Annotated in this window: 15 protein-coding genes; 6 read left to right on the plus strand and 9 right to left on the minus strand. The window is 62.7% G+C overall.

Annotated elements, in window-relative coordinates; translation table 11 throughout:
• Positions 1-263 precede the first annotated feature (263 nt).
• The 6 genes from ACVW0Y_RS11235 to ACVW0Y_RS11260 all read left to right on the plus strand — a co-directional run bounded on the left by ACVW0Y_RS11235 (position 264) and on the right by ACVW0Y_RS11260 (position 6,287).
• On the plus strand, positions 264-1,478 hold the full coding sequence (locus ACVW0Y_RS11235; protein ID WP_457438317.1) for an SfnB family sulfur acquisition oxidoreductase: 1,215 nt from the start codon (positions 264-266) through the stop codon (positions 1,476-1,478).
• A gap of 10 nt (positions 1,479-1,488) precedes the next feature.
• Positions 1,489-2,862, plus strand: coding sequence for an LLM class flavin-dependent oxidoreductase (locus tag ACVW0Y_RS11240; protein WP_457438319.1), 1,374 nt, complete (start codon positions 1,489-1,491; stop codon positions 2,860-2,862).
• Positions 2,859-3,524 (plus strand): methionine ABC transporter permease, encoded by a 666-nt coding sequence (locus ACVW0Y_RS11245; RefSeq protein ID WP_457438321.1) that lies wholly within the window; start codon positions 2,859-2,861, stop codon positions 3,522-3,524. The genes ACVW0Y_RS11240 and ACVW0Y_RS11245 overlap by 4 nt, the downstream gene beginning before the upstream one ends.
• A gap of 95 nt (positions 3,525-3,619) precedes the next feature.
• A complete protein-coding gene (locus tag ACVW0Y_RS11250) occupies positions 3,620-4,396 on the plus strand; it encodes a MetQ/NlpA family ABC transporter substrate-binding protein (RefSeq protein ID WP_457438323.1) in 777 nt (258 codons plus the stop codon).
• Positions 4,397-4,467: 71 nt separating this feature from the next.
• On the plus strand, positions 4,468-5,502 hold the full coding sequence (locus ACVW0Y_RS11255; RefSeq protein ID WP_457438324.1) for a methionine ABC transporter ATP-binding protein: 1,035 nt from the start codon (positions 4,468-4,470) through the stop codon (positions 5,500-5,502).
• A 275-nt stretch (positions 5,503-5,777) separates the two neighbouring features.
• Positions 5,778-6,287, plus strand: coding sequence for a hypothetical protein (locus ACVW0Y_RS11260; RefSeq protein WP_457438326.1), 510 nt, complete (start codon positions 5,778-5,780; stop codon positions 6,285-6,287).
• A 147-nt stretch (positions 6,288-6,434) separates the two neighbouring features.
• Here ACVW0Y_RS11260 and ACVW0Y_RS11265 read toward each other — a convergent pair whose 3' ends face one another.
• The 9 genes from ACVW0Y_RS11265 to ACVW0Y_RS11305 all read right to left on the minus strand — a co-directional run bounded on the left by ACVW0Y_RS11265 (position 6,435) and on the right by ACVW0Y_RS11305 (position 15,650).
• Positions 6,435-7,025 carry a helix-turn-helix domain-containing protein gene (locus ACVW0Y_RS11265; RefSeq protein WP_457438484.1) on the minus strand — a complete coding sequence of 197 codons (591 nt, stop codon included), beginning with the start codon at positions 7,023-7,025 and terminating at the stop codon, positions 6,435-6,437.
• A gap of 53 nt (positions 7,026-7,078) precedes the next feature.
• Positions 7,079-7,243 (minus strand): hypothetical protein, encoded by a 165-nt coding sequence (locus tag ACVW0Y_RS11270; protein ID WP_457438327.1) that lies wholly within the window; start codon positions 7,241-7,243, stop codon positions 7,079-7,081.
• Positions 7,244-7,498: 255 nt separating this feature from the next.
• Positions 7,499-8,230, minus strand: a complete 732-nt coding sequence (locus ACVW0Y_RS11275) for a UTRA domain-containing protein (RefSeq protein WP_457438328.1) — start codon at positions 8,228-8,230, stop codon at positions 7,499-7,501.
• Complete coding sequence (locus ACVW0Y_RS11280; protein WP_457438330.1) at positions 8,220-9,620, minus strand: LLM class flavin-dependent oxidoreductase; 1,401 nt, start codon at positions 9,618-9,620, stop codon at positions 8,220-8,222. The genes ACVW0Y_RS11275 and ACVW0Y_RS11280 overlap by 11 nt, the downstream gene beginning before the upstream one ends.
• The gene (pnuC, locus tag ACVW0Y_RS11285; RefSeq protein WP_457438331.1) at positions 9,617-10,216 is read right to left on the minus strand and encodes a nicotinamide riboside transporter PnuC; all 600 of its coding nucleotides are present in this window, start codon (positions 10,214-10,216) and stop codon (positions 9,617-9,619) included. The genes ACVW0Y_RS11280 and pnuC overlap by 4 nt, the downstream gene beginning before the upstream one ends.
• A gap of 86 nt (positions 10,217-10,302) precedes the next feature.
• Positions 10,303-12,477 (minus strand): TonB-dependent siderophore receptor, encoded by a 2,175-nt coding sequence (locus ACVW0Y_RS11290; protein ID WP_457438332.1) that lies wholly within the window; start codon positions 12,475-12,477, stop codon positions 10,303-10,305.
• A 135-nt stretch (positions 12,478-12,612) separates the two neighbouring features.
• Complete coding sequence (locus ACVW0Y_RS11295; protein WP_457438334.1) at positions 12,613-13,575, minus strand: sulfurtransferase; 963 nt, start codon at positions 13,573-13,575, stop codon at positions 12,613-12,615.
• Complete coding sequence (locus ACVW0Y_RS11300; RefSeq protein WP_457438336.1) at positions 13,572-14,717, minus strand: phosphotransferase enzyme family protein; 1,146 nt, start codon at positions 14,715-14,717, stop codon at positions 13,572-13,574. Before ACVW0Y_RS11300 ends, ACVW0Y_RS11295 begins: the two co-directional genes overlap by 4 nt.
• Before the next feature lie 12 nt (positions 14,718-14,729).
• Positions 14,730-15,650, minus strand: coding sequence for an ABC transporter substrate-binding protein (locus ACVW0Y_RS11305; protein ID WP_457438338.1), 921 nt, complete (start codon positions 15,648-15,650; stop codon positions 14,730-14,732).
• Between the last annotated feature and the right edge of the window lie 59 nt (positions 15,651-15,709).

Genomic DNA, 15,709 nt, shown 5'->3' on the forward strand with positions numbered 1-15,709 from the left:
TTAAATACGAATAAACGTACTTTTTGGAATATGAATAGAAGGGCAACAAGCGAAACCAGCAAAATCAACACCTGCAGCTGTTGCTGAGCAGTCAGAAATTTTTGCTGTTGGTGGGGCAACAGTGCTTCAGCAAAAAGTCCTGCGTTGGCCACAGTTACCTTTTTGGTGATGTGTAAGTGACTGATTTATAGCGATAAAAAATCAGGCATGGAAAGTGCTCTAGGGGTTTCACGCTTCACCAGACGCCCCGCGACGAGGACCCTATGTCAGTTTCAGCTTCCTACCCGATCAACCCACCGACCGCCCATGTGATTGGCGATGACGCCGAAGCCATTGGTGTTGCCCACGCCGTTGCCGCGTTGCTGCAGGAGGGCGCTGCCGAGCGTGACCTGCAGCGTGCGGTGCCGGCCGAGGTGGTCGATGCATTTTCCAACAGTGGCCTGTGGGGCATCAGCGTGCCGCGTGAGTACGGTGGTGCCGAGGTGTCCTACGCCACCCTGGCGCAGGTGATCGCGATTGTCTCGGCGGCCGACCCGTCGTTGGGGCAGATCCCGCAGAACCATTACTGCCTGCTGGAAGACATCCGCCTGCAGGGCAGCGATGAGCAGAAACGTTTTTTCTTCGACCTGGCGTTGCAGGGCAATCGGTTTGCCAATGCGCTGTCGGAAACCGGTGGCAAAACCGTGCAGGACATCCGCACCCAACTGGTGGCAGACGGTGCAGGCGTACGCATCAACGGCCGCAAAGGTTATTGCACGGGTTCGCTGTACGCCCACTGGATTGGGGTGCTGGCTCTGGATGAAGCCGGGCGCGGCCAATTGGCTTTTGTGCCGCGCGACACACCGGGGCTGAACATCGTCGATGACTGGGACAGCATCGGCCAGCGCACCACCTCCAGCGGCACGGTGATTATCGAAGGCCTGTGGGTGCCGGCGTTCAATGTGTTCCCGACCTACCGCTCCTATGAAAACCCGACCCTGGCCGGCCCGTTCGCGCAGATCACCACCGCTGCCATCGACGCCGGGATTGCCCGCGCGGCACTGCGTGACACCGTCACGTTTGTCCGCGAACAGGCGCGGCCGTGGATCGATGCCGGCGTGGAAAAAGCCAGTGAAGACCCGCTGACCATTATTCAGGTCGGCGCCCTGGACATTCGCCTGGAAGCCGCCGAAGCCTTGCTCGAGCGTGCCGGCTGGGTGCTCGACAGCGCCAAGGCCGCGCCCAACGAAGACAACGTCGCCCAGGCCTCCCTGGCGGTGGCGAAGGCCAAAGTGCTGACCACCGAAATCGCCATCGAGGCCAGCAACAAGCTGTTCGAGCTGGGCGGTACGCGCTCGACGTTGCGCAAGCACAACCTCGACCGCCACTGGCGCAATGCACGGGTGCACACCCTGCACGACCCGGTGCGCTGGAAGTACCACGTGGTCGGCAACTGGTTGCTCAACGGCATCAAGCCGCCTCGTCATGACTGGTCCTGAGGCTGCACCGATGCCCAAGCAGATTCGTTTGAATGCCTTCAGCATGAACACCGTCGGCCATTTGTCCCCTGGCCAGTGGCGCCATCCACGCGATCAGTCGACCCGTTACACCGATATCCATTACTGGATCGAACTGGCAAAAACCCTTGAGCGCGGCAAGCTCGATGGCCTGTTTATCGCCGATGTGCTCGGCGTTTATGACGTCTACCAGGGCAGCGCCGATGCTGCCTTGCGCACGGCCGCGCAGGTGCCGGTCAATGACCCGTTGCAACTGGTGCCGGCGATGGCGGCGGCGACCACTCACTTGGGCTTTGGCGTAACGGCCTCGGTGTCGTTTGAGCACCCGTATCCATTTGCCCGGCGCATGTCGACGCTCGACCACCTCACCAATGGGCGTGCCGGTTGGAACATCGTCACCTCGTACCTGAGCAGCGGCGCGCGCAACCTGGGGCACAAGCAGCAGCTGTCCCACGACCAGCGTTATGCCCTGGCCGAGGAGTATTTGCAGGTGTGCTACAAGCTCTGGGAAACCAGTTGGGACGACGACGCGGTGCAGGCCGACCGTGCCCGCGGGGTGTATGCCGACCCGCAAAAAGTGCATGGCATTGGTCACCAGGGCGAGTTTTTCACGGTGCCGGGTTTCCACCTGAGCGAGCCGTCGCCGCAGCGCACACCGGTGCTCTACCAGGCTGGTGCGTCCAGCCGAGGTCGCGGGTTTGCGGCGGCCAACGCCGAGTGCGTGTTTGTCGCCGCGCCGAGCAAAGTGGTGCTGAAAAAACAGGTGGCCGAACTGCGCGCTGCCGTAGTGGCCGCCGGGCGTGCGGCCAGCGAAGTACTGGTGTTCGAACAGTTGACGGTGATCGTTGCCGCCACCGATGCCGAAGCCATCGCGCGCTTGCAGGAGTATCGCCAGTACGCCAGCGCCAGTGGTGCGCTGACCTTAATGTCGGGCTGGACCGGCATCGATTTTGGCGAGTACAGCCCCGAGCAGATCCTCCGTGAAGTGCCCAGCGATGCCATTCAATCGGCGGTGGAAGCCTTCACCCGCGCCGATCCCACGCGCACCTGGACCACCGCCGAAATCGCCGACTACTGCGCCATCGGTGGCGACGGCCCGGTGTTGGTCGGCTCGGCAAAAACCGTCGCCGATCAACTGCAGGAGTGGGTCGAAGACACCGACGTCGACGGCTTCAACCTGGCCAGTGTGGTGGCCCCGGAAACCTTCGAAGCGGTGGTCGACCTGTTGGTCCCGGAGCTGCAGGCGCGCGGCCTGTTCAAGCAGGACTATGCGTCCGGCACCCTGCGCAACAAGCTGTTTGGCCAGGGGGATCGCCTGCAGGCGCCGCACCCGGTGGCCAGCCTGCGCACAGGAGGCGGGCAATGAACGAGCTGCTGGCCAATATCGATTGGAGCGAAATTGCTCAGGCCTGCCTGGACACCCTGAGCATGCTCGGCGCGGCCCTGGGGTTTACCGTGCTGCTGGGGTTGCCGCTGGGGGTGTTGCTGTTTCTCACCGGACAGCGCCGGCTGCATGCCTCGCCGAAGGTTTACCGCCTGTTGTCGGTGGTCGCCAACGTGCTGCGCTCGATGCCCTTCATCATTTTGCTGATCGTGCTGATTCCGCTGACCACGGTAATTGCCGGCACCTCGCTGGGCGTGCCCGGTGCGATTCCGCCGCTGGTGGTGGGCTGCACGCCGTTTTTTGCGCGGCTGGTGGAAAGCGCCTTGCGCGAGGTCGATCGCGGTCTGCTGGAAGCAGTGCAATCGATGGGCGCGAGCACCCGGCAGATCATCTTTCTGACCCTGTTGCCGGAGGCACGCACCGGCTTGATCGCTGCGGTGACCGTTACCGCCATCGTGCTGGTGGACTACACCGCCATGGCCGGTGTGGTTGGCGGTGGCGGGCTCGGCGACCTGGCGATCCGCTTCGGTTACCAACGTTTTCAGACCGACGTGATGGTGGTCACCGTGCTGCTGTTGATCGTCCTGGTGCAGACCCTGCAAATGAGCGGCGACCGCCTGGTGCGCCATTACACGCGGCGTTGATAGCCGCACACCCGTCGGCGGCAGCCGGGTTTCGCTGCCGCAGGCCCAACGTCCACCCCACGACGGCCACCTTTCTCAAACCTTGGAGTATGAGCATGAAAAAGACCCTGGCCGCTTTGGCTGCTGTGTTATCGCTGACGTCCGTCGCCCACGCCGGCGACAAACTGGTGGTTGGTGCCACCCCGGTGCCGCACGCGGAAATCCTCGAGTTCGTCAAACCGGAACTGGCCAAACAAGGCGTCGACCTGGACATCAAAGTGTTCACCGACTTTATCCAGCCCAACCTGCAGCTGGCGGAGAAAAACCTCGACGCCAACTACTACCAGTACCGGCCGTTCCTCGATGACTTCAACAAGACCCGGCACACCAATCTGGTGCCGGTAGTCGGTGTGCATATCGAGCCCTTTGGCGCGTACTCGACCAAAATCAAAACCCTCGCCGACCTGCCGCAAGGTGCCAGCGTCGCCATCCCCAACGACCCGGTCAACACCGGCCGCGCTCTGGTGCTGTTGCACGAAGCTGGCTTGATCAAACTCAAGGACCCGAGCAACACCCTGGCCACCCAGCGCGACATCGTCGAGAACCCGCACAAGCTGAAAATCCGTGAACTGGAAGGTGCCTTGCTAGCCCGCGCCGTCAGCCAGGTGGACCTGGCGTTCATCTTCGCCAACTACGCCCTGGAAGCCGGCATCGACACCAACAGCGCGCTGATCGTCGAGAAGGGCAAGGACCTGTACATCGAGTTCCTGGTGGCCCGTCCGGACAACATCAACGACCCACGCATCCAGAAACTGGCCAAGGCGCTGAACTCGCCAGCCGTGCGTGAGTTCATCCTGACCCGCTACAAAGGTCAGATCGCCCCGGGCTTCTGAGTTCGCTTGCTACGGCGGCGGTATTCGCCGTAGCCAACCCGGTTCAGTGCTTCGCTCGATGGAAGATTTTTATGGTCAGCTTCAACCCCCATGCCGTTACTCCGGCCATCCACATTCAACTGCGTGGCCTGGGCAAGCAATACGCCGGCCAGGTGCGTGCGCTGCACGCCATCAACCTGGATATCCGCCGCGGTGAAGTGTTCGGCATCATCGGCCGCAGCGGCGCCGGCAAGTCGTCGTTGCTGCGTTCGCTCAATCGCCTGGAAGAGCCCAGCAGCGGCCAGGTGCTGATCGATGGCGAAGACATTCTCGGCTTCGACCGCAGCCGCCTGGCGGCGCTGCGCCAACGCACCGGGATGATCTTTCAGCACTTCAACCTGATGGCCTCGAAAACCGTTGGTGACAACGTCGGCTTGCCGCTGCGCATCGCCGGCATCGGCACCGCCGAACGCGAGCAACGGGTTGCAGAGCTGTTGCAGTTGGTCGGCCTGGCAGACAAACGCGACGCCTACCCGGCGCAGCTTTCCGGCGGGCAGAAACAGCGGGTCGGCATCGCCCGCGCCCTGGTGCTACAACCGGATCTGTTGTTATGCGACGAAGCCACCTCGGCCCTCGACCCTGAAAGCACCCAGGCGATTCTGGCGCTGCTGCGCGATATCAACCGGCGCCTGGGCCTGACCATCGTGCTGATCACCCATGAGATGGAGGTGATCCGCGACCTTTGCGACCGGGTGGTAGTGCTGGAAGCCGGGCAGGTGGTGGAAGAGGGCGAGGTGTGGCAAGTGTTTGGTGACCCGCAGCATGCTGTCACCCGCTCGCTGTTAGGCACCTTGCACGGCGCTGCCGCCAACAGCAGCGACAACCCGCTCCATGAGGTGGTGCTCGACCTGCACTACACCGGCGCCCGCGGCCAGGAGCCGGAGCTGAGCGCTATCGTCGCTGGCCTGGGTTACCCGACGCGCCTGCTGCAGGGCGGCATCGAACGCATCCAGGGGCGCGCCCTGGGCTGTTTGCGAGTGAGCGTGCAGGCACCGCTGGCCAGCGTCGAGTCGCTGTTGCAGCAGGCCAGCCAGGTGGCCGACCGGGTGGAGCGGGTAGGCCGCTGAAATACCGGCCTGTTTAGACCGTTTATTTCTTTCGGTTAGGTGCATGGATCTGCAGTGCATATCCATCGCAGCGTAATCGGCGTGATGGTTTCGCATGTCGATGCAGTGACGTCGGTTACCAAGTCATAGCAGACAGATGCGCACAGTTCGCAGCATTCCCATGGGCGTAACAGGCGTCGCCGCTGCTGCGCCGCCAGCTTGCCGGTGGCTGAGACATCCCTAGAATTCGCCCCAATCCGCTTCGTCCACTATCGAATCGCTTAGGGAGCTACACCATGATGAATGCAATGCAGATGCAAATGCCGATGAACACCGCCATGCCGATGATGCCAATGATGGGTATGCCCATGATGATGGCCACCATGAGCATGGAGATGATGGACGACGGCATGATGTGCAAGATGATGCCGGCCGCTGGCATGGACATGGCAATGTTCAAGAACAGCGCCGAAATGATGCAGATGATGATGAACTGCGGCATGCCGATGATGATGCACTGCGCCAACATGAGCATGATGTGCATGTCTCAGGCCGCCATGGCCATGCCGATGATGGGCAACATGATGCCGATGCCAATGATGGGCATGCCCATGCCGTCGATGAAGTGCGTGATGGAATGCACCCTGATGGCCGACTGCATGATGTGCAAAATCATGCCAATGGCCGGCATGAACATGGACATGATGAAAAGCTGCTGCGCGCTGATGATGAAGATGATGAATGACTGCAGCATGCCGATGATGATGAGCTGCAACGGCATGCCCATGATGTGCTGCACGGTGTAACACCTCGATCGGCTGCGCGTCGGCATTACTGCCTTGTACTGCTCTAGCTCGCTCGATCTCGAAAGGCCAAAGCATCGCGGCTAAAGCCGCTCCTACGGGATCGTACAATCCGTAGGAGCGGCTTTAGCCGCGATGTTTTTTTTGCGTTTAGTCCAACCGCTCGGGGTATGTCACTACCAGATACGCCACCGCCTCACTGTCCGCCGGGTTGCGATAGCGGTGGGGTTGGTCGGCGTAGAACAGGATCGAGTCACCGGTGGAGAGCAGGTAGCGTTCGTCGTTGACGCTGATTTCCAGCACGCCTTGCGCCACCACCAGGTTCTCTTGCACCCCCGGCCCATGGCCGCAGGATTGGTCTTCGCCCAAGGGGCCTACGCGCAGTTCGTAGAATTCCGCTTGGCGGGCGATATCGAAGGGGAACAGGGCGCGGCTGACAAAGGCACCGCTGGCGCTGACCAGACGTTTGCTCTGGCTGGCGGGCAATACCGCCACACCTTCGAAGGTGCGGTGTTCAAGGAATGCGGCCACCGATACCTTGAGGCCTTTGGCGATTTTGCACAGCACTTTGATCGACGGCACGCTGCGCCCGGATTCGATCTGCGCAAGCATCGCGCGGCTCACTCCGCAGAGGCGGGCGAGGGCGTCGAGGGACAGGTGGCGTTTGCCGCGCAGGCGTTGCAGGTTCTGCGCGACTCGTTGGGAAATGGGGTCTTCGTCCAACGCTTCGAGGGCATTCAGATCCAGCGCAGGTTCATCGCCGGTAGCCAGGAAGCGTACGGGGTCTTGCGCGCTCACCCGTGACGGGTCTCGGTCTGGCCGAGCTGCTGGGTGATCTGCATGGCGGCTGCGTAGCCGGCATTGCGTGCGTACATTTCCCACATGACCCGTGCCAGTTGCTGCGCCTGCTTGCGTTTGCGGAACAGGGCGAAGTCGATAACGTTGTCAGTCGATTGCATGGGGCACTTCACTGTCGTGATCAAAGGGCGATGGGCAGAGACTACGGGGTGGCGATATATAACTATAAATACCGATTATTCATTTAATAATTACTAAATCGTATTTACGAAAATCCATCCATCAACAAAGCCGTCGTCCCAGCGCAGGCTGGGACCCAGAATGCTCCGTCGAACGACGCTCCCTGCAAAACTCTGGATTGCAAAGCGTCGGACCGCTGCCTGCGCAGAAATGACGGAGTGGTGAAAAATGCATGGTTACGGCCCGGGATAGCGCGTATCCACCACCACCGCCAACGCATCCGGGCGCCAGAATTCCTGGTCGAACTCGACGGGCTGATCGCTCTCGCCGAAGTTCAAGCGCTCCAGATAGAAGCTGCTGGAGCCCGGCGTCAGTTGCAGCAGCTCGGCTTGTTCCTCGTTGACGGTGCCGGGATGCATGGTCAGCTCGCAGCGTGATTGCACGCGGCCGAAACGTTCGCGCAGCAGGGCGGTCAGCGAGGTATTGAGGTCGGCCTGTAGCAGTTCCGGGCACCAGTTGGCGACCAGCGCATTGAGTTCCAGCAGCACCGGGCGGCCGTCGACCCAGCGCCGCCGCTGCAGAAAAAACACCGGCTCATCGGCACTGGCCAGGCCCATACGGTTGGCCAGCCAGGTGCCGGCCGGGCGTTGTTCGGCGCGCAGGCATTCGGTGTGCGGGGTGCGGCCCTGGGCGCTGACGTAGTCCATAAAGCCGGTAATGCGCGTGGGGTCGTAGCGGATACGTGGCGGGCAGACATACCAGCCGCGACGGTTTTCCCGGTAGATCAAGCCTTCCACTTCCAACTGCTGCAGGGCTTGGCGCAGGGTCACGCGGGTGCAGCCGAAGCGTTCGGCCAACTCCCGTTCCACCGGCAGTTTGCCCTGGGGCGCGAGCACCCCTTGGGCCAGGTCGGCGGCGAGTTGGTCGCGTATGCGTAAGAACTGCGCTTGAGCGGCTTCAAATGGCATCCGGGGTTCCCTGTGGATGGCGACGTTGACGATGGCGAGCGGCCGGGTGGTCTTCGCTGACCTGGCTCAGCCCTGGCCCGCGAAAGCGCTCGCGCAGGGTAGTGCCTTCATAGTCGGCCCAGACTCTACCGCGGCGTTGCAACTCGGGCACCACCAGTTGAACAAAATCTCCCAGGGTCACCGGCGGCACCGGGTCGGCGATATTGAAGCCATCGAGGTCGGCAACTTCCATCCAACGCTCCAGCTCGTCGGCCACGGTTTGCGCCGAGCCGACAATCACCGGACCGCCACCGCCGATGCCGACGAATTCGCCAATTGCTCGTGGCGTCCATACGCGGTTGGCATCCAAGCGGGTAAACACTTCTAGCAGGCCGCGAATCCCTTCGGTTTCGGCGTACTGCAGCGGCTGGTCGGGGTCGAGCAGCGAAAGGTCGATCCCAAGCAAGGCGCTGTAGCGCGCCAGGCTGCCTTCCAGGCTCGTGTACTGCTGGTAATCGCGCAGCTTGGCCTGGGCGGCCTGGTCCGTTTCGGCAACGATCACGGTGATGATATTGAACACCTTCAACGACTGCGGATCGCGGCCTTCGGCAGCCGCCTGGGCGCGGATGCTGTCGACCATGGTGCGGGTGATCTGCGGGTCATAAGAGGACAGAAATACACCCTCGGCATGCCGCGCCGCAAAGGCCTTGCCCACCGTGGAGCTGCCGGCCTGAAACAGCACCGGCGTGCGCTGCAGCGAGGGTTCGGACAGGGCAATGCCGGGTACCTGGAAATAGCGCCCGTGGTGGGCGATGGGCTGCACCTTGGCCGGGTCGATAAACACCGCGGCCTCACGGTCGAGCTGCACCGCGTCGTCGGCCCAGCTGGCCTCCCACAGGGCGTACACCACCTGCATAAATTCCTCGGCAATGGCATAGCGCTCATCGTGGGCAATCTGCTGGTCGAGGCCCAGATTGCGCGCGGCGCTTTCCAGCGCCGAGGTGACGATATTCCAGCCGATACGCCCATCGCTCAGGTGATCGAGGGTGGTCATCTTGCGGGCGAAGCTATAGGGCTGCTCGTAGGTGCTGGACACGGTAATGGCGAAACCCAGGTGGCGGGTCGCGGCGGCCAGGGCACTGACCAGCAGCAGCGGGTCGTCGGTGGGCGTTTGAATGCCATCGCGCAGCGCCGCGTCCACCTTGCCTTGATACACCTCCAGCGGCCCCAGGGCATCGGCGATAAACAGCGCGTCGAATTTGCCGCGCTCAAGAATCTGCGCGGTTTCCACCCAGTGCTGCAGGCTGCGGTAGCGGTGCGCCTGGCTGTGCGGATGCCGCCACAAGCCCATGGCGGTATGGCCGACGGTGTTTTGCCGCAGGCCATTCAGGCGGATGCGTTTGCCGCTCATGCTGCCGCGCCCACGCTATCAGTTGCCGGCTCCTGCTCCTGGGCGCGCAGGTCTTTCTGCCATGCGCGCAGACCGTAAGCGGCCAGCACCACAAAGGCGGCGTAGAGGCCGGCAGTCAGGTACAGATCCTTGTACAGGTACATGCCCACATACAGTGTGTCGAGCACGATCCACAGCCACCAGCTGGCCACATATTTGCGCGCCGCCCAGACGCTGGCCACCAGGCTGAACGAGGTGAGGGTGGCATCGGCCCAAGGAATCGAGGCGTCGGTCAGGGCGTGCATCACACCACCCAGCAGCACCGCACCGGCCACGCCAGCCAGCAGGCTGAGCTCGGCGCTGCGTCGCGGCAGACGTTCCACTCGCACCTTGCCGGCGTCCACGCGCCCGGTGGTCCAGCGCCACCAGCCGTAGCCTTGCAGCACGGCGAAGATCAGCTGCAAAAGCATGTCCGAGTAGAGCTTTACGTCGAAGAAAATCCACGCATACAAGAGCACGGCCACCACACTGACCGGCCAGCACCAACGAACACGTTGGGCGGTCAGCCAGACGCCGACCACATTGAACAACACGGCAACGATTTCCAACGGTGACATGGGGAACCTCATAGACCAAAAGTGGCAGCAAACGCCGGCGCGATTATCAGGCCGGCGCATCGGGTTTTCCTAGGGAGCAACGCCGGTTAGAAATTCACCGTAGCCGACAAGCGCGCAGTGCGAGGTGCGCCCTGGAACAGGTAGCCGTCGCCCATAAACTCGCCAACATCACGCCAGTAGCGTTTGTCGAACAGGTTGTCGACGGTCAGGCGCAGCACGGTGTCGTAATCGCCGACCTTGGTGGTGTAGCGCCCACCCAGATCCCATACCGCGTAGTCAGCGACTTTTACCGTGCCTTCGCGGTTGGCGTATTTGCTGCCGCTGTACTGCACACCGCCGAGCACGGCCAGGCCGGGCACGCCGGGAATGGCATAGTCGGCATGCAGGGTGCCGCGCACTTCCGGCACGTTGATGGCCTGATGGCCTTCGTAGTCGTCGGTGCCGCTGTCGGTAACCCGCGCACGGGTGGCCGCCAGGCTGGCGCTGACTTGCAGGTTGGAGCTCACGCGGCCATTGGCCGAAAGTTCCAGGCCGGTGTTTTTCTGTTTGCCGGCCTGCACATAGTCGAAGCTGCCGTCACCGTTGGGGCGCGGGTACTGATAGTCCTGGCTGATCTGGAACAGCGCGGCGGTCAGGCTCAGACGCTGCCAGTCCCGCTTGATCCCCAGCTCGATCTGCTTGGAAGTGGTCGGCGGCAGAATCTCGCCGGAGTTGGCGGCAAACCACGAGGCTTCGCCACCCAGGGACAGGCCCTTGCTGTAACTCACGTACAGCGAGGTATCCAGGCGCGGTTTGTAGATCAGCGCTGCCTGGGGCAGGAATTTTGATAGCTCGGTGTGGCGATCGGTGTTGCCGTCGCTGTCGAAGGTTTTCTCGTCCAGGCGCACTTCACGGCCGCCGAGGATGGTTTGCCACTGCTCATTGAAGGTAATGCGGTCGGTGGCGAACAGGCCGTACTGACGGCTGTCCAGGCGACGGTAGGAGTCACCCAGCTCACCCGAGTACGGGGTGAAGTCGCCGGAGTCTGCATTGATATTGCTGCTGCCGACGTATTCGTTCACTGCCACGCGGCGGTCCACCACACGGCGGAAGGCGCTGCTGCCAAAGGTCAGGTCATGCTGCAGGCTGCCGGTGGCGAACTGGCCGTTGAAGGCACCTTGCACTTCATCGTTGCGGCGGGTGTCGTCGGGGCTACGGTAGTCGTAAACGTCGTAGTCACCGTTCGCGCCGAAATGGGCCAACAGGTCGCTGGCGCAACTGGCGGTGTAGTAGCAGCCGTAGGCGAAGGCGCTGTAGTCGTCGATCACCACTTTGCTGCGCGAGGCGCTCAGGGTGCCTTTCCAGGCATCGTTGAAGCGGTATTCGAACAACCCGTCGAGGTTCAGCGATTCGATGCCCACCGGGTCGGACCAGCTCTGGTAAGCCAGCAGATCGTGGGGGTCGATGTCATGGGGCACCTCGGTGCCGCCGAGCAATTGGTAACCCGGTACCGAACGCTGCTCGCGTTTCTGGTATTCGGCATTCAGCTGCAACAGGCTGTTGGGGCTGATATTCCAATCCACCGCCAGCGAGGCGAAGTCACGCTTGCCATCGGCGTGATCAACGTAGGAACCGATCTCTTCATGGGCCAGGTTGGTACGAATGCCGAACTGCTGATCGGCACCAAACCAGCCGCCCAGATCGGTGGCCAGGTACTGCTCGCCATCGAGGTTGGTGGATACGGTTACCGAGCGCACATTCTCCGGCCGCTTGGTCACATAGTTGACCAGACCGCCCGGCTCGGAAACGCCGCTTTGCAAGCCGGACAAACCCTTGAGCACTTCCACCTGCTGCTTGTTTTCCAGGGCGACGTTCTGCTCGCCGGTAATGGTGCGGCCGTTGATCTTGTAGCTATTGGCCGAGTTCAGCGAAAAGCCGCGCACCACGAAGTTTTCGTAGTAACCCACCGGCGCGTAGCTGTCGCCCACCGAGGCGTCGTTTTTCAACACTTCGCTAAGCAGGCGGGCCTGCTGGTCTTTCATACGCGCGTCGGTAATCACCGCGACGGAGGCTGGGGTATCCAGCAGCGGCGCGTCGTCAAAGCCGCCGACCGAGGCTTTTTTTGCCTGGTAGGCGGTGTCGTCCTGGCCATAGACGGTGACGGTATCCAGGGCCGTGGTGTCGGTGCCGGTTTCGGCCCATGCCGGGCTGGATGCCAGGGCAATGGCCAGGCTCAGCAGGCTGAGTTGGCCGCGCACGGGGGAGTGGTTCGGTGTAGCCATGGTGGAGCGCTCCTAGGGTCCTGCTCCGGTTGCGACGCCTGTTCTGCCAAGCAGAAATCTGGGCACAAAGGGGCCCGGCGCTGCGCAACGGAGGGTTGCCAGTACTGAATGAAAAGGCGATTTAGCCGTGAGGCGTCAGGCCGGAGGTGCTCCGGTGGTCATTGGTAAGCGAGCATCGGCAGCCCATTCCTGCAGCGAGCCGTCGTAGATCGCAATGTGCTGACGGCCCAACAAGGTCAGGGCCAGCGCATTGGCGGCAGCGGAAATTCCACCGCCGCAGTAGAGAATCAGCGGTGTCTCATCGTGCAGATATGCAGCGAGAACTTGAGCAAGAACGTCCTTGGGCAGGTAGCGGCCTTGCTCATCGAACAGGGTGCGGGCAGGCAGATTCTGGCTGCCGGGAATATGGCCTCGGCGGGCGTAACGGCTTGCTGCCGTGCCGTCGAACAGGGCGGTGCCGAGGGCGCAGATCAGGGTGCCGGGGGCAAGGCCTGCGACCATGGCTTCGACTTCGCTGCGGCTGGCCCATAACGAGTTATTGAACACCGCACCGTCATCCCGGCGCAGGCTGGGATGCAGAATCTTGCAGGTATCTTCGTTCGCCGGGCCATTCTGGATCCCAGTCTGCGCTGGGATGACGGAGGCGGGTGAGGCGGCGGGGTGATTCTGCTGGATCGGCAGGTGGGCCTGCAGCCACGCCTTGAAGCCACCATCCAGCACCGCCGCCTCGATGCCCACACTGCGCAACATCCACCACAACCGCGCCGCCCAGAAACCCTCGGTACGGTCATAGATCACCACGCGTTTGTGCTCAGCCACGCCCAGTGCTGCCAGCGCCGCCAGCAACTCGGCAGGCGTGGGCAAAGCAAAGCTGAAGCTGGCGTCGCTATCGGCCAGATCAGTGAGCAAATCCGCATGCCGTGCGCCCGGAATATGCGCTTGCCGCCAGCCTTCATAGCCGCTGCTGGCGCGGTAGTCGCCATCAAAACGCGGTGCCGGCAGTTCCACCGTGGCATCCAGAATCAGCAATTGGGGGTGCTCGAGATGGGCATGCAGCCAGTGGCTATCCAGCAGGATGCCGGGCAGGTTCAGACTCATAACTGCACCTGCTGCAAATGGGCGAGCAGGCGTTGGCCTTCGGCACCGTTGAACCAGTGCAGATGGCCGAGCAGGTAGGCGTGATAGGCCACATCGGCGCTGCTGGTGGAGCCCACCACGCCGGCAAAATAGGCGATTTCGGAGATGGCGAAATCCACATGCACCAGGGGCAGCAGCGCGGCCAGGGTGTGCAGGTCGTCGCGGCTCAGCGGCTTTTCGGCGTGGTAGCCGGTGAGCAGGGCAGTCACGGCGTCGAGATCGGCCGGGGCACTGCCGCCGCTGTCCAGATCCAGCCAGGGCACGGTGTTGCGCTCAAGGGCGTTGGCCAGATCGAACAGGGCAAAGGTGCGGTCCGAGAGGCCGAAGTCGAGCACGCTGCTGACCTGGGCTTGCGCGCTGTCGTTGGTCCATAACAGATTGGAGGCGTGCCAGTCGTTGTGGGTCCATAGCGGCGGCTGTGCTTTCAGCAGTGGCCACAGGGCGGCGTGGCGGGGCAGCAGCAATTCGCTGAGCTGTGCCTGCCAGTCCTTATCCTGCAGATAGCCACCCAGAGCACTGTCGGCTGCGGCGGCTGCGGCAATCGCTGCCAGCGGCTCGGCTTGCTCGATCAGCCGGGCATTGACCAGCAACACCGGCGTTTGCCGCGCCGGTGCCTGGTAGTCGGCCGCAACGCTATGCAGCTTGGCCAGTGCCTGGCCGGCGGCTTGCGCATGCTGCAGGCTCTGAAAGGGCGTCCAGGACAGCGCGTCGCGGTATAGATCGACGCCAGCGGCGACCTGATGGATTTCGTACGTCCACTCATCCTGGCGGGTGGCGGTGCGACAGTGGCGATTCGGCACGATGGCCGCCACCGGCGCGCCCTGGGCATGCAGATGGGCGATCAGACGATGTTCTTCTTCCAGCCAGGCCGCTTCGCGCACCCGCTGGTGATGACGTTTGACGAACAGCGTGGCGGTGCTGGTGGTGATCAAGCCGGCCGCCGAAAACGGCCGCGGGCTGTGCCAGTGCAAACCGTGCAAGACGCCCAGTTGCGGGTACTCCAGCAGCAGCCGCTGGACATCGCCCTCGCGCAGGGCGGGCCAGTCGGCGGCGACCGGTTCCAGGCCGAGGCCGTGGGCGGTTCGTACGGGGGTATTACTCATGGCTGCACCCGCTCAGGAAGGAAGGCCAGGAAGGAAGGCGTTGCTGGTAGCGCCGCGCCAGACTTGCGGATTATCCAGCACTCCATACTGATGCAGCCATTGCGCATAGCCTTGCAGCAGCGGTTCACGCTGTTCGCCCCAGCGCCCCTCATGCAGCCAGCTTGGCGCGATGGTATGCAGCGAGGCGCTAAGCAGTTCGGCCGGGAAGTAGGGCGTTACGTTTTCGTAGGCGTTCAACGCGCTGCTCGGGTCCTGGGCCGCGGCGAGAAAGCCCTTGGCGGTGGCAGCGAGGAAATCCCGCACTACCTGCGGTTTGGCCGCCAGGGTCTGCTCATGGGCACCGAGCAGATAACTGTGATAGGCCGGTGCGCCAATGCTGTCCACCGGCAGCACGACTCGACGTGCAGCGTCGATGCTGCTCGGCATCAAGGCTTCCCAGGCCCAATAGCCGCCGAAGCTGGCATCGGCGACACCGGCGGCCAACTGGTCCGGGCGCAGTTCACGCACGCCGCTGTCCACCAGAATCACGGCGTCGGGGTCACCACCGTCGTTGCTCACCAGATGGCGAACCATGGCCAGGCCACGGGGCGTGGGATTCAGCGCCAGGCGTTTGCCGGCCAGATCGCGAGGGCGGCGGATACCGCTGTCAGTCAGGGTTTGAATCGATTCCAGACCGCCATGGTTGATGGCGGCAATACCTTGCAGCGGCTGGCTCAGGCCACGACGAACCAACAGGCGATTGCTGGGGAACACGCCAAAGTCGGCGGCACCATTGAGCAGATGTTCGAGGGTGTCGCCGCGGAAGGGGTCGTGTACCACCAGTTCCACGTCCAGCCCCACTTCCTGATACCAGCCGCGTTCACGGGCCAGGTAGAAACCGGCCGAGTTGGGCCAAGGGTGGAAATACTCAAGCATTACCCGTACAGCATTCATTGCCACTTACTCCAACCGATGCCTCTGACTCGAGGGCCGGCTCTGGTTTTCGATGGTGG

It is taken from the genome of Pseudomonas sp. TE3786 (assembly GCF_054057335.1).